The sequence below is a fragment of the Pseudomonas sp. R1-7 genome, assembly GCF_051132105.1.
Classification (GTDB): domain Bacteria; phylum Pseudomonadota; class Gammaproteobacteria; order Pseudomonadales; family Pseudomonadaceae; genus Aquipseudomonas.
Genome location: NZ_CP071661.1, coordinates 2878138 through 2892255, shown reverse-complemented (window position 1 = coordinate 2892255; position 14118 = coordinate 2878138). Strand labels below are relative to the sequence as shown.

Annotated in this window: 12 protein-coding genes; 6 read left to right on the top strand and 6 right to left on the bottom strand. The window is 63.5% G+C overall.

Translation table 11 applies throughout. The features are described from left to right. Positions 1–88 precede the first annotated feature (88 nt). The 4 genes from J3P79_RS13000 to J3P79_RS12985 are packed head-to-tail and all read left to right on the top strand — an operon-like array spanning position 89 to position 4720. Positions 89–1273, top strand: coding sequence for a sensor histidine kinase (locus J3P79_RS13000; protein ID WP_434611152.1), 1185 nt, complete (start codon positions 89–91; stop codon positions 1271–1273). Then, positions 1270–1938: a response regulator gene (locus J3P79_RS12995; RefSeq protein ID WP_434611149.1), complete on the top strand. Its 669-nt coding sequence runs from the start codon at positions 1270–1272 to the stop codon at positions 1936–1938. The genes J3P79_RS13000 and J3P79_RS12995 overlap by 4 nt, the downstream gene beginning before the upstream one ends. Further along, on the top strand, positions 1935–4247 hold the full coding sequence (locus J3P79_RS12990; protein ID WP_434611146.1) for an ATP-binding protein: 2313 nt from the start codon (positions 1935–1937) through the stop codon (positions 4245–4247). The genes J3P79_RS12995 and J3P79_RS12990 overlap by 4 nt, the downstream gene beginning before the upstream one ends. Next, on the top strand, positions 4244–4720 hold the full coding sequence (locus J3P79_RS12985; RefSeq protein ID WP_434611144.1) for a response regulator: 477 nt from the start codon (positions 4244–4246) through the stop codon (positions 4718–4720). The genes J3P79_RS12990 and J3P79_RS12985 overlap by 4 nt, the downstream gene beginning before the upstream one ends. On the opposite strand, the gene J3P79_RS12980 is transcribed toward J3P79_RS12985, so the two are convergent. The 5 genes from J3P79_RS12980 to J3P79_RS12960 form a co-directional block, all read right to left on the bottom strand. Next, positions 4713–5537, bottom strand: coding sequence for a TonB family protein (locus J3P79_RS12980; RefSeq protein WP_434611142.1), 825 nt, complete (start codon positions 5535–5537; stop codon positions 4713–4715). The two genes, J3P79_RS12985 and J3P79_RS12980, sit on opposite strands and share 8 nt — an antisense overlap. Next, complete coding sequence (tolR, locus tag J3P79_RS12975; RefSeq protein WP_434611140.1) at positions 5534–5980, bottom strand: protein TolR; 447 nt, start codon at positions 5978–5980, stop codon at positions 5534–5536. Before tolR ends, J3P79_RS12980 begins: the two co-directional genes overlap by 4 nt. Before the next feature lie 13 nt (positions 5981–5993). Beyond that, on the bottom strand, positions 5994–6701 hold the full coding sequence (gene tolQ / locus J3P79_RS12970; protein WP_434611137.1) for a protein TolQ: 708 nt from the start codon (positions 6699–6701) through the stop codon (positions 5994–5996). Positions 6702–6765: 64 nt separating this feature from the next. Then, positions 6766–8634, bottom strand: a complete 1869-nt coding sequence (locus J3P79_RS12965; protein WP_434611452.1) for a phytase — start codon at positions 8632–8634, stop codon at positions 6766–6768. Between the two features lie 103 nt (positions 8635–8737). Further along, positions 8738–11260 (bottom strand): TonB-dependent receptor, encoded by a 2523-nt coding sequence (locus J3P79_RS12960; RefSeq protein ID WP_434611135.1) that lies wholly within the window; start codon positions 11258–11260, stop codon positions 8738–8740. A gap of 358 nt (positions 11261–11618) precedes the next feature. On the opposite strand from J3P79_RS12960, the gene J3P79_RS12955 reads away from it, so the two are divergent. Both J3P79_RS12955 and J3P79_RS12950 read left to right on the top strand, forming a co-directional pair. Then, the gene (locus tag J3P79_RS12955) at positions 11619–12533 is read left to right on the top strand and encodes a GGDEF domain-containing protein (RefSeq protein WP_434611133.1); all 915 of its coding nucleotides are present in this window, start codon (positions 11619–11621) and stop codon (positions 12531–12533) included. Between the two features lie 9 nt (positions 12534–12542). Further along, positions 12543–13580: an AraC family transcriptional regulator ligand-binding domain-containing protein gene (locus J3P79_RS12950; protein WP_434611131.1), complete on the top strand. Its 1038-nt coding sequence runs from the start codon at positions 12543–12545 to the stop codon at positions 13578–13580. A 12-nt stretch (positions 13581–13592) separates the two neighbouring features. Here J3P79_RS12950 and J3P79_RS12945 read toward each other — a convergent pair whose 3' ends face one another. Further along, positions 13593–14033 carry a CBS domain-containing protein gene (locus tag J3P79_RS12945; RefSeq protein ID WP_434611128.1) on the bottom strand — a complete coding sequence of 147 codons (441 nt, stop codon included), beginning with the start codon at positions 14031–14033 and terminating at the stop codon, positions 13593–13595. Positions 14034–14118 lie beyond the last annotated feature (85 nt).

The window sequence follows — 14118 nt, the reverse complement described above, 5'->3', positions numbered from 1 at the left end:
CATTCGGCAGATAGGCTGGGTGCCGATCGCAAGGTCTAATGAAGCCAATCACTTACGGGCCGGTGCCCTTCCACGCTGGAGTTTCCCCATGCAAAGCCCACCCCATGACCCAGGCAGCGCCCTGGCGATGCGCAGCCAATATCGCCAGTCGCAAAGCCGGGCGGCACGCCTGGGGCTTTTGCTGGGCACCGGGCATGAGCTGACCCGCCTTCCATTGACGCAGATGCGCCAGCGTGCGGTGCAGCGAGCGTGCGCCTTCGTCGCCATGGACCATGGCCTGTTGCTGGAGTGGACGCCGGACACCACGCTGCAAACCGTTGCCAGCCACGGCAGCGGCGATGGACTCGACCTGCTGGCCAGTCTCGCGCAGCCTTCGGCGCCCGAACCGCAGTGGTTGGACTGCCCGGGGAAAGCCCTCGCGCAGGTGTTGCGCATGCCGTTGCGAGGCGCGGACGGCATCGTGTTCGGCGCCCTGCTGCTGGGCAACAGCGTGCCCTTGGGCGCCCCCGACAACGAAGACATCGAGTCACTGCAATTGCTCGCGACGCTGCTGGCGGCGCACCTGGAGAACAGCCGGCTGCTCCAGGCGTTGCAAGCACGGGAGCGGACGATGTCCGAGCTGGTCCATCGCCTGTTCACTGCCCAGGAAGACGAACGCAAGCGCGTGGCGTATGACCTGCATGATGGCCTGGCGCAGAACCTCGCGGGGCTGCACCAGCGTCTGCAAGGGTTTGCCGGACGCAGCTCGCCAATGCCATCGACATTGGATAATGAACTCCAGGCTATCCTCGACCTGGCCCAGCGCTGCGTCGGCGAGAGTCGGCAATTGATTGGCGGCCTTCGCCCTCATGTACTGGACGACTTCGGCCTGTACAGCGCCATCGACAAGGAAGCCGATCGCCTGCGCGGCGCCGGGCTGGTGGTGGACTGGACCGGGCACAGTGCCGCGCGGCTGTCGGCAAACGCCGAGATTGCCCTGTTCCGCATCGCCCAGGAAGGCATCAACAATATCCTCAAGCATGCCCAGGCCCGGCACGTGTGCCTGGGCTTGGCGGTGGCTGACGGGCGGGCCACGTTGCGGGTCGAGGACGATGGCCGTGGATTTGCCCTCGAACCGCCCATCGAAAGCCATGGCTCCAGCCACCTGGGCCTGGCAGCCATGCAGGAACGCGCCAGCCTGCTGGGTGGCCATCTGGACTGTCGCAGCGAACCCGGTGGTGGCACCCGCTTGTTGGCCAGCGTACCGCTGCCAATCCCAGGAGAACATTCATGAACCGTCCCGTGCGCCTACTGCTGGCCGATGACCACGAAGTCACCCGTACCGGTTTCATTTCCATGCTTGCCGGCATCGAGGGGTTCGAAGTGGTCGGCCAGGCGTGCGACGGCCAGGAGGCTCTCGATTTGTGTGAGCGGTTGCAGCCGGACATCGCCATCCTCGATATTCGCATGCCGGTGCTGAACGGCCTCGGTGCTGCGCGCATCCTCAAGCAGCGCCAGCCACAGATCAAAGTGATGATCTTCACCATGGACGACAGTCCCGACCACCTCGAAGCCGCCATTGGAGCAGGTGCCGTCGGTTATTTGCTCAAGGATGCCAGCCGTGCCGAGATGCTCGATGCGCTGAAACGGGTCGCCCAGGGCGAAGAAGCGCTCAACAGCGCGGTCAGCGCCCGCCTCTTGCGGCGCATGGCCGAGCGCGGCGCAAGCGGTGCGACGCAGGTCCAGGCGCTGACAACCCGCGAACGCCAGGTGCTCGGCCTGGTGGCGAGTGGGTTCAGCAACCGTGAGATCGGCGAAAAACTCGGCATCGCCCCCGGCACAGCGAAGGCCCACGTGGAACGGGTCATCGGCAAGCTTGGCGCCGCCGACCGAACCCAGGCCGCCGTGCGAGGCGTCGCCCTGGGGCTGGTCGCGCAACCCTCCGGACAATGGCCATGAGGTTTCTCGCCGCCCGACGTTGGGCCAACCTGCCCTTGCGCGGCAAGGCATTGGTAGTGATCTCCCTGCCATTGGTGGTCCTGTTGCTGTCCTTGGTGTTGATCTATATCACTGAGCGCCAGACCGCCCGCGCCGAGGAAGATGTTCGCCGGGTGTTGCTGGTGCAGGGCGACATCCAGGCGGTGCACACCTTGCTGGCCGAAGCGGCCGCCAGCGTGCGCGGCTATCTGTTGACCCGTCGTGAAGATTTCCTGCCTGGCTATGAACAGGCCACACCCAGGATCCAGGCCGCACTGCAACGCCTGGATCACAACATCCGCGACGCCAGGATGCGCGAGCGCCTCAAGACCATCACGCCGCTGATCGGCGAGAAACTCAAGGGGCTGGTCGCCCTGCGCACGGGCAAGGGCGATGACACCGCGGCCATCACCGCCATCCTGATCGAAAACAAACAGGTGCTGGATGTGTTGCGCGAACAGATCAGCGCCATGCGCATCCGCGAAGACGCCCTGCTCGCCGAGCGCAGCGCCGCCGCCTCGGCCACCCGCATGCGCCTGTTGTTCGCGACCCTGCTGGCGGCGGTGTGCGGGCTGTTTGGCGCCATCGTCGCGGTGCTGTTCCTGTCCAAGGGCATCGTTGCCCGGGTCCAGAAGGTGCAAGGCAACGCCCAGCGCCTGGCGTTGGGCCAACCGTTGCTGCCACAACCGCCGGAGCGCGATGAAATCGGCCAACTGGGCACGCGCCTGGTGGAGGCCGGGCAGTTGCTGGCCGAGCGCGAGCGAGCCTTGCGCGATAACGAAGAACGCCTGCGACTGATCATCGACGGCGTGAAGGACTATGGGATTTTCGCCCTGGACGCCCAAGGCCACATCATCACATGGAATGTCGGCGCCGAACGGATCAAGGGCTATACCGAACAGGAAGTGCTTGGCCGCCATTTCTCGCTTTTCTACCTTCCTGAAGAATGCCCCGCGCACCCGGACATGGCCCTGCTCGAGGCCACCCGCGACGGTCACTACATGGAAGAAGGCTGGCGATGCCGCAAGGACGGCAGTCGCTTCTGGGCCAGCGTGGTGATCACCGCCCAATACGACGGCACCGGCGCCCTGCGCGGCTTCTCGAAGATCACCCGCGACATTACCGACCGGCGTGCCGCCGAGATAGCCCTTCGCACGGCCCGCGAGGAAGCCGAAAGCGCCAGTCGCGCCAAGAGTGAGTTCCTGTCACGCATGAGCCACGAACTGCGTACACCGTTGAACTCCATCCTGGGCTTCGCGCAACTGCTGGACATGGATTCCATCGCCGGCCAGCGCCCGCAGGTCAGTCACATCCTTCGGGCGGGCCAGCACTTGCTGGCGTTGATCAACGAGGTGCTCGACATCGCCCGGATCGAAGCAGGCCGCCTGCCGCTGAACATCGAACCGATCGGACTGCCGGCGGTGCTGCACGAAGCCTTGACCCTGGTATCGCCAATGGCCGCCGACGCCGGTATCCACTTGGCCGAGCTTCCCTTGCTGCCCGACGGCAGCGGCGTGCTTGCCGACCGCCAACGCCTGGTCCAGGTATTGTTGAACCTGCTGTCCAACGCCATCAAATACAACCAACCGGGCGGCGAGGTGCGCATCGAGGTTACCGTCGAAACTCCCCACGTCAGCATCGCCATCAGCGACACCGGGCACGGCATCGCCCCCGAGCTGTTGGGCCAACTGTTCAAACCATTTGAACGCCTTGGCGCCGATCCCCAGGTCGAAGGCACCGGACTCGGACTTTCCCTGAGCAAGAGCCTGCTGGAGATGATGCAAGGCCACCTGCAAGTGCGCAGTGATCCGGGACAAGGCTGTTGCTTCACCCTCCAACTGCCCTGCGCCCACGTGTCCGGGTCTCATTTGCCGCCGATGGTTGCACTGGAAGTGGCGCGTCCACGCACCGAGTTCGACGCCAAGGTGCTGTGCATCGAAGACAACCTGTCGAGCCTGGCCCTGATCGAAACCCTGATGCAGCGCCGTCCGGGCATTCAGCTGTTGTCGAGCATGCAAGGCCAGATGGGCCTCGACCTGGCTCGCCAGCACACGCCACAGTTGATCTTGCTGGACGTGACCTTGCCTGACCTGGAAGGCCTGGAAGTTCTTCGCCGCCTGCGCCAATCCCCAGCCACGGCGTCGACACCGGTGCTGATGATCACCGCCGATGCCAGCGACCTGACCCACCGCGCCCTGCGCGACGCAGGCGCCACGGCGATCCTGACCAAACCCATTCATATCCAGGCCTTTCTTGGGCACCTGGAACGTTATTTACCGGAGCCTGCATGAATCGCGATTTGCGCATCCTGATCATTGACGATCAGCGCCCCAACCTGGACCTGATGGAACAACTGCTGGCCCGCGAAGGGCTGCACAATGTGCTGAGCAGCACCGAACCGCTGCGCACCCTGGACCTGTTCAACAGTTTCGAGCCGGACCTGGTCATCCTGGACCTGCACATGCCTGCGTTCGACGGCTTCGCGGTGCTGGAGCAACTCAACCGGCGGATCCCGGCCAATGACTACCTGCCGATCCTGGTCTTGACCGCCGACGCCACCCGCGACACCCGGCTGCGGGCCCTGGCGCTCGGCGCAAGGGACTTCATCAGCAAGCCCCTCGATGCGCTGGAAACCATGTTGCGCGTCTGGAACCTGCTGGAGACCCGGGCGCTTTATAAATCGTTGCGCACCTTGGTTCCCGCCCAACAAATCGAGTTGTTGCGCCAGCACCGGCCCACCGCCGATGCCCGCCAGACTATTTGATTCGGTAGTGGAATGTATTCCTTACCGCCGGCACCGTAACCGCCCTGCCGTCGACGATCCGCGGCTGGTAACGGAATGTCTGGGCGGCCGCCAGCGACGGCCGGATGAATAAGGGGTGGCAGCCATCGAGTACCTTCGGGTTCTCGATCCGTCCATCCGGCGTCACGCTGTATTCCACGGTGCAATCACCTTCCAGCCCTTTGTCCAACGCCCGTTGCGGATAGTCCGGTGCCTCTTTGCTCAGGGGCAGATAACTGCGGCTTTCGGCGGCCAGGCGCGCCTGTTCGGCACGACGTTGCTGGGCGAGCGCTTCGGCCTGTTGGGCCTGGCGCTGTTGTTCCGCAGCCTGCTGTTCGACAGCCTGCTGCTCGGCTTCGCGCCGACGACGTTCACTTTCCTGGCGCTGCCGTTGCTCATCGGCCTGTTGCTCGCGCTTGCGTTCCTCGACCCGTTTGCGAGCTACGGCTGCCTGCTCCAGCTTCTTTGCCTGGAGCTGCGGATCAGGCGTTGTCTCGACCGGCTTGGGGCGTGGAGCCTCGACCCGCGGCGCAGGCGCTTCGACCGGTTGCGGCGTGACAGCCGCCACGGGTGCGGGCGCCTGAGGAGCCGGGGCCGGAGGCAGGATGACCAGTTGCGTACGCAATACCCGAGGCGCCTCGACGGCCGGTTTCTCCACTGTCCAACCCGCGGCCAGCATGACGATAACGGCGGCGTGCAACGCCACGGCACCGCCCGCCGCCAGGCCATTTCTCCAGAAGCCCTCGCGGCCCGGCACCGGCCACCCCATGGACGAACCGTGCATGATCATCGCCGTCATCGTTCAGCCTCGGTCACCAATCCCAGGTTACTCACCCCGCCCTGCTGCAAGGCCGCCATGGCGGCGACGACCCGGGCGTAATCGGCGTGACCATCGGCCCGGATGTAGACCTGGGTATCGTGGTGCTCGGCGACGACCTGCGCCACCTTCACGCGCAGCTCCTCCAGGTCCACCGCGCTGTCGGTCTGCTGGCGAGTGTCCAGCTCACCGCCGAGGTTCCAGTAGTAACCGCCCTCGGCTTTCACCGACAAAGTGAGGATCCGCTGCCGGCTGTCGTTGGCCAAGGCTTCGCTGGCGACCTTGGGCAGCTCGATTTTCACGCCTTGAGTCAGCATCGGCGCCGTGACCATGAAGATCACCAGCAACACGAGCATGACGTCGATGTAAGGCACCACATTCATTTCGGCCTTGGGCCCGTGCTTGCGTTGCGGCTTGACTAACATCTGCCCTCTCCCTTCACGCGGCCGTCGCCAGATTCACCGAGGCGCCGTGCAGCTTGTGATGCAAGCGCGCCTGCAACTCGTTGCCAAAGGCGTAATAACGGGTCAGCAGCGTCTGCCCGCGCGCAGCCAGGCGGTTATAGGCAACCACCGCCGGGATCGCGGCAAACAGACCGATGGCCGTGGCGATCAAGGCTTCGGCGATGCCCGGTGCCACGGTGGAAAGGCTGGCCTGTTGCACCTGGGACAATCCCAGGAAGGCGTTCATGATTCCCCAGACGGTGCCGAACAGGCCGATGTAAGGGCTGACCGAGCCGACAGTGGCCAGGAACTGCAGGCCCTTTTCCAGCTGGATCTCTTGTTCGCTGATAGCCACGTAAAGCGAGCGTTCGACGCCTTCTAGCACCACCGCTGGGCTGCCCGAAGGCAGGTTCAGTTGGATGAACGCCTGGTAACCGGCGTGGAAAACCGGCAGCACGCCGCCGTCCTCCGCGCGCGCCTGGGCGGTTTCGCGGTACAGCGGCAGCAAATCAGCGCTGCTGCGAAAGCGCTGGAGGAAACCGTTGAATTGGCGCTCGCTGCGCTGCAGCACAGTGCTGCGCTGGATGATCAGGTACCAGCTCAGCAACGAGGCCAATAACAGCGTGAGCATGACCCCCTTGACCAGCAGGCTCGCGTCGCTGATCAAGCCCCAGATCGTCATGTGTTCCAGTGTGGCTTGCATGGGTTGAACTCCTGTCGGGCTGCTATTGCATGAAATGTTCGTGACCGGTTGATGACGGCGCCCCTCAAGGCAGGCCTAGCGCTTTCGCCACGTCGGCCCAGGGCACGAACTTGAAATTCTGGGCTTGCTCGGGCATGCGCTTGCGCCCGTCCTGGACCACCAGCATGCCTCGGTTCCAAGCCCCCCCGAGATTGGCCGAAACCACTTCCAGGCCGTCGGTTTCCGAAGCCCCGTCGATGTTCGCCGCCGCGTTCAACCCGACCCTGAAGGCTCCGCGCACGGCGTAAGGCGCCTGGGCATCGAGCACCACGTAGCTGTCGTTGCCCTGGCTGGAGATCACCAGGTAATCGTTGTCGGCGCTTTGGTACAAGGCGATGCCTTCGACGTCAGCGTGCAGTTGCGCACCGACCTTGATCACGCTGCCCAACGTGGCCGGTTGGTCGGCACGGGCATCGACGGTCCAGACGCCGACGTCTTCTTCGCCGAGAAACAAGCGTTGGCGCTGATCGTCGGCCACACAGCCTTCAGGTTGGCTGTCGACACTGAACTGACGCACCAACTCGCCCTTGATCGAGCCGTCCGCATCGTGCAAGCGATACTGCAGGTATTGCCCATCCTTGCCGTTGGCGAAGGCATACAACTCGCCGCTGTCAGGATGGAACAGGCAGATCCCGTAGATTTCCTTGAGCGACGCTGGGATCTCCCCGGCTTCGCGCAACTCACCGCTGGCGCGATCGATGCTGAACAGGCTCAGGCTGTTGCGGTCCCGGTTGCTGGCGACGGCCAGGTCGACGGTTTGCGAACCCAGCTTGACGCCGCTGCGCACATCGACATTGTTGAGGCGCCCCACCGGCAGCTCTTGCAGCAACTTGCCCTGCAGGTCGTAAACCAGCAGGCCTTGTTTCTTGTTGGTGCCCAGTACCCGGCTCATGGCGGGCGCGGTCGGGTGGACCCAAATGGCCGGGTCATCCGCCGCATCGCCTTGGCGGGCCACCGGCTCGCTTTGGGCGATGGCGGCGACGTTGGGCAACCTCGGCGCCAACGGCACCGGCGTGGGCTGCCAATTGATGTCGCCTTGGTAGAGACGGCCGTTGTCATCGTCACGCAGCAGCAGCTGGGCGCCGGTTTTGGTCAGGCGCACGGCGAGGCTTTCCGGCTCCTTCAGGCCTGTTAGCGGCAGGCCGCCCTTGGCAACCCAGGCCTGGCCTTGCTGCTGGTACACATTCAACTGCCCCGCTTGCGGGTCCAACCCGAGCAAGCCCCCAGGCAACACAGCCATCGCGCCGGCCACGTGGCGGATGTCACCGAACGGTGCCCGCATCGCCACGGGCACCCGCACGGACTCGGCCTCGGATGAGGCCGGATAGGCCCACCAACCCACCCCTTCTTCATTGACGAACAATTGGTTGGCGTCGTCCTGGACCTGGCACGTCGTGGCATCCGGCGGCAGCGGCAGGCCACGCACCCGTTGCGCGGTCTCGCTGAGTTGCTCGCCACGGCCCACCAGCCACTGCTCGCCCCGGCCTTCTTCACCCACCAGGAAGACGAACAGATTGCTCGCCTCGTCCCGGTACAGGCACAGGCCGTTCACCGGAAAATCCCGCGTCGGCAGATACAGCGGTGTGCCCCACTGGCGCTTCTGCGGATCCAGGCTGACCAGCAACGCTTGTTGACGACTGCTGTCGAGGCTGGTCACCAGCACATTTGCGCCAAGGGCGCGGGTATCCAGGCCATCGAATGCGCCGTTGAAACGCGCCAGTTCGCGCCCTTGGTCATCGAGCAACAGCAATCCATCACGTCCGGACAACAACCGCCCGGTGGCGGCCTCGCCAGGCAGGAACGCCACCGCGTTCGCCGACAGGTTCTGTGCCCAGGGTTGCAACTTCAGGCTCGGAGCGGCCTGTGCGTGGCTGGCCAGCAGGCAGGCGATCATTGCCAGCAAGTAATGCTTGGGTAAAGACAGCTTTGTGTTCAACGGAAAAATCCTTGTCATGGAACCAGAATCGAAATGCTCGCCACAGGGGATCGGGGTCTATTCAGAAATGGGTAAACGTCAGCCCCAGTTTGTAGGTCGGACCGTATTCCTCGTATTGGCCGTTGTAGGAACGGTGGCCGGTGTAGACGAAGTAAGGCTCGTCAGTGAGGTTCTGGGCTTCCAGGCTGACTTGCAGGTTCTTGGTCAGCGAATAGCGCGCGCTGAAGTCGACGAACGTCTGGGCGTCGACATACAGGTCATGGTCGCGGTCGCTGATGGAGGCCAATTCGTACAAGTAGGCCGATTTGTAGTTGGCCGACAGGCGCAGGCTGAGCTTGTCGTTTTCCCAACCCAACATGAGGTTGCCGACCGTGTCCGACTGGTTTGGCAGGTCGATGCTGCGCTTGCGCTGGGTGCCACTGGCCTGGTCGAACCCTTCGATTTGCGCATCGGATCGGCTGAACGTCGCGTTGCCACCCAGCAGCAGGCCGTTCCACGGCGCCGGCAGCCAATCGAATTTTTGCGAATAAGCCAATTCCAGGCCATACAGCTTGGCGCTGTCGCCGTTGGCGAAGCTGTGGGCTTCGGCGAAATCGGTCCAGGCACCGGTGCCGGCCAGGTCGGTGTTGTAGACGAAGTTCTGGATGTCCTTGTAGAACACGAAAGCCGAGACGGTGCCGGCGCGGCCCATGAAGTGTTCGATGCCCAGGTCCAGGTTGCTCGATTCCAGGGGCTTGAGGTCCGGGTTGCCGAAGGTGGCCTCGTCATCGTCGATGACAAAACCCGGCGCCAGTTGGCCAAAGGTTGGCCGCACCACGGACTTGGTCCAGGCCGCACGCACCTGGGTATTCTTGTCCAACTGATAACGTGCGTGCAGGCCGGGCAGCCAATGGTGGTATTGGCGTCGGGTATCGGTGTCGGTGAAGACTCCGTCGGTGGCGCCGGTGCCCTTGGCCTCGAACTCGGTGCCTTCGTAGCGCATGCCGGCAATGAAGCGCCAGTCGTCGATGTCGACAGTGTTCATCACGTACGCGGCGTTGATGTCTTCGCTCATCTTGAAGTCGTTGACCCGCGACTCCTGCTCGTCGAAAAACTCGTCGCGATCGAGGCCTCCCAGCAATTGCTTGATGGCACTGGCGCTGATTCCAGGGCCGAACCGGCCCAGGCGGTAGTCGACGTTGCCCTTCTGGAACTGGCCAAGATTGAGTTGCTCGTCGGTGAAGCCAAGGTCATCGAAATCCTCGTACACCCAGGCGTCCAGATCGTTGTCCTTGTCGCGCCGGCTGATCTTGCCGCCGAATTTCACTTGGGATGCATAGCCTTTCACGTCGTAGTCGCGGGCCAGGTCCAAGCGCAGGTTCTTCTCGGTGTCGGTGGTTTTCTGCCGTTCCCAGTCCACCTTGTCGAGGCTGAAGTTGGCCGGATCGTAGAAGCCTGGGCCAACGATCGGCCGCGGCTTGTCACTGTCGTAGAAACCACCGTCAATGCCATCGATGCCCTGGAACGTAGCGCCGGCGATGTGGCCGGGACTGTCCTCGCTGGACTCGCTGTAGCCGGCCTGGCCACTTAGAGTCCAGAGACCGAACAGGCGCTCGCCACCCAGGACATAGGATTGGATTTCCTGGGTCTCTTCGCGCTGCTTGAGTTTGCGCTCAGCCTCCGCAGGCCCGATCTCGCCCGGTGCTTGCGGGTCGTCGAAGGCAATACTGGCGGCGTTGCGGGTTTCGCTGTCCTTGTAGCGGCTGTACAGCGTGCGCAGGTAATAGCTACTGAAGTCATCAGGCTTGTAGTCGAAATTCAGCCCGCCACCGGCACGCTCGCGGCGGATGTCATAGTCGCGCTGCTCGAACTCTTCGAGTCGTGAGCCTTGCTCGAAGTCCCAGGCGCCGCCGGTTTCGACGTTGTCCGAACCGAAGTCACGCTTCTGCCAGCTCAGCGCGGCGGCGACGCCGAAGTTGTCGATGCCGTCGCCCAGGCTGAAACGATCGCTGATGGCACCGGAGAATTTCGGGCTGGTCTGGGCCGTGTTCTTGTCATAGCTGGCTTCGCTGCTGCCGGTGTAGAACAGGCCCTCATGATCGAAAGCCGAGAGGCTCTTGACGTCCACCGTACCGCCCAGTGAGTTGGCGTCCATGTCCGGCGTCAGGGTCTTGATCACCGACAGCGACTGCACCAGTTCCGAGGGCAACACGTCGAGGGCAACCGCGCGGCGCTCACTTTCCGGGGCGGGCACCAGCGTGCCATTGATGGTCACGCTGTTGAGGTCCGGCCCCAGCCCGCGCACGCTGACGAAGCGGCCTTCGCCCTGGTCGCGTTCGACGCTGATGCCCGGAAGGCGCTGTACCGCTTCGGCGACGTTCTCATCCGGCAGCTGTGCCACGCCGTCGGCGTGCACCACACTCTTGATGCTGTCGGCGCTGCGTTGCTCCTTGAGGGCCTGATCGATACTGGCGGCCTGGCCGACTACCTCGACGTGCTCGGTGGCCGATGGCTCGGCAGCGCTCAAACGCTCGCTGGCCACGGCGATCGCCAAGGCGGTGAGCGTAAAACCGACGAGCCCGGCGGTGCTGGTACGGTGCTGCATGGTGGTCCTCCCCAGGAATCAGAAAATCCGCCAGGCAACGGCCCGGCAACTGGGAGGGCACGCTAGGGGTGGTGAATGACGGTTCTGTGACAGGGCTTGGCCCGGGAGGCCGGAATCGGCGGTTTTGAGCCGCTCAGCGGGACACAATGAGCTGATGTGACCCGTTTTGAAGGAGCTGATACATCCCACGTGGCGAGGGAGCTTGTCCCCTCGCCACGGGAAATGGGTGTATTCCAAGAAAAAACGAAGACACGGTGAGCTGATTCGACCTCCCCCGCTCCACCGCCCGCCGTCACCGCCCTGTCACATTCATCTGCTGTGCTGGGCCGCATTCCGCTTCTGGCAAAGGATTCCGGCCATGTTTTCCATGCTCCGCCCGCATCGCGTCAAACTCGCCCTGCTCCTGCTGGCGGCCAACCTCGGGCTGATCCTGCACCTGGCCAACGGCTCGATCAAACCTGTAGAACAATGGATCTGGCTGGACATTCTCGGCGAGGGTGGCTCGGCGCTGCTGGCCTTGGTGTGGCTGGGCCTGGTCCTGAAAAGCCGCCCCGCCGGCCGAGTGACCAACTACCTCGTCCTGGGCCTGGGCTGCATTTTCTTTTCCTGGTGGATCGACAGCCTCGATGAGTTCATCCACCTGCCCGACACCATTACCTGGGACCATTGGCTCGAATCAGGACCGATGCCGGTGGGCATGATTCTGCTGACACTGGGCATTTACCATTGGCACCGCGAGCAACTGGCGATCAATGGGCAGATGGAAAAGCGCGAGCGACTGTTCCGCGAGCACCGCCTGTTCGACAAGCTCACGCCGTTGGGCGGCGCGGATTTTCTCAAGCACGAGCTGACCGCCAGCCTGGATGAAAGCCGGCGCCGCCAGCAGCCCCTGTCGATGCTGGCCCTGGACCTCGATAACTTCGCCGCCATCAACCAGCGTTTCGGGCACGGCGAAGGCGACGCCGTGCTGCAAGCGGTCAGTCAATTGCTGGTGATGAATCTGCGCCGCCAGGACCTGGTATGCCGCCTCGCCGGTGACCGTTTCGTGGTGCTGCTGCCCGACACCGGTGAAAGCCAGGCCCTGCGCCAGGCCGAGGAGCTGGAACAGGCGGTGCGCAGCCTGGCCCACAAGACCCGGCAACACGGCGAGCGCTTGCAACTGGCGGCCAGCACGGCGGTGGTGATGGCGTTCGACGAATCCCCGGAAGCCTTGCTCAAACGCCTGAACCTGACGCTGGCCCGAACCCGGCACACGCTGGCGAAAAGCGCCTGAGGCCGACCGATGACCTTGAAGACCCATTGGTGCGAATCCGATCACCGCTTCATTGCGGGGCACTATCAACCGGCGGCGCTGATCGACCTGGCCTTGTCGCGAGACATTGACAGTCATCGCCTTCTGCGCGGCACCGGCCTGTTCCACGACGATATCCTCGCCGGCCGAAGCCGCATCAGCCCGCAACAGTTTCTCGGCCTGATCGATAACAGCCGGCGCCTGCTGGATGCCAGCGACAGCAGTTTCCTGTTCGGCCAGCGCCTCTTGCCCGGCCACTACGGGCCGGCCAGTCATGCCCTGCGTCACGCCCAGAATCTGCATCAGGCGCTGGACACGCTGATCGACTATCAGCTGCTGCTCAGCCCGTTGGCCGCGCCTCGTTTGCTGCTGGACGAGCATTACGCTTACATCCATTGGCTGGACAGCTGCGGCGCCGATGAGCAATGGCGCTTCGTGCTGGAAGCCAGCATGACGTCGATGGTGGCAATGAGCGCCTGGCTCAGCGGTGAACGCTTGCCCTGGCAATGCAGCTTTCGCCACGACGAACCGCGTTACGTCGAACAATATTGGGTGCACCTGGGTGAACACAGCCAGTTCAATCGACCGCTGGATATGATGCGCCTCCCCCGCCATTGCCTGGCCCAACCCTGGCCAAACACCTCGGCAACCGCCGGCCAAGTCGCGCGGATCGAAGCCCGGGAGCAGATCGACCAGTTGGGTTTCGCGTCGAGCTTCCTCGACTGCCTCTACGACTATCTGCATGCCCACGTGCAACAGACGCCGAGCCTGGAGCAGACCGCACAGGCCTTCGCCATGAGCCCGGCGACCCTCAAGCGCAAGTTGCACAAGCACCACACCGGCTTCCAGCAACAGGTGGACCGGGTGCACACGCACGTCGCGTTGTATCTGTATCAGGTCAAGGGGTTCAGCAACGAGGAAGTGGCGCAATACCTGAGCTTCAACGACACGGCGAACTTCCGCCGGTCATTCAAGCGCTGGACCGGTAGTACGCCGAAGCTGATCCGGCAGTTGCTGGCGTTGGGATAGGATTCGCGGGGCTCAATGCCCGCGAATGTAATGCTCCAGTTGCCGGATCAGGTCCGCCTGCTCCACGAGCGATTCCTTGACCAGGTCGCCAATGGACAACAGGCCAATCAGTTCTCCGTTATCCAGCACAGGCAAGTGTCGCAGGTGGCTGTCGGTCATGACTTCCATGCAGCGGTCGATGCTCTGCTGGCTGTCGGCGGTGATCACTGGCGTACTCATGATGGCGCGCACCGTAGTGCCCACCGATGAGCGGCCCTTGAGCACCATCTTGCGCGCATAGTCCCGTTCGCTGAACACCCCCACCACCTGCCCGCCTTCGATGACCGGCAGCGCACCGACATTTTTCTCGGCCATGATCTGCAGCGCTTCGAGTACGGTCTGGTCCGGTGCAATGCTATGGACCTGCTGGTTCTGCACGCTCTTGAGTCTTACCAGTTGGGCGGCGGTTTTCATTGATAATCCCCATCTCAAACAAAAGTGACCGCTGTCGTGGCGAGGGAGCTTGCTCCCGCTGGACCGCGCAGCGGGCCCAAAAACC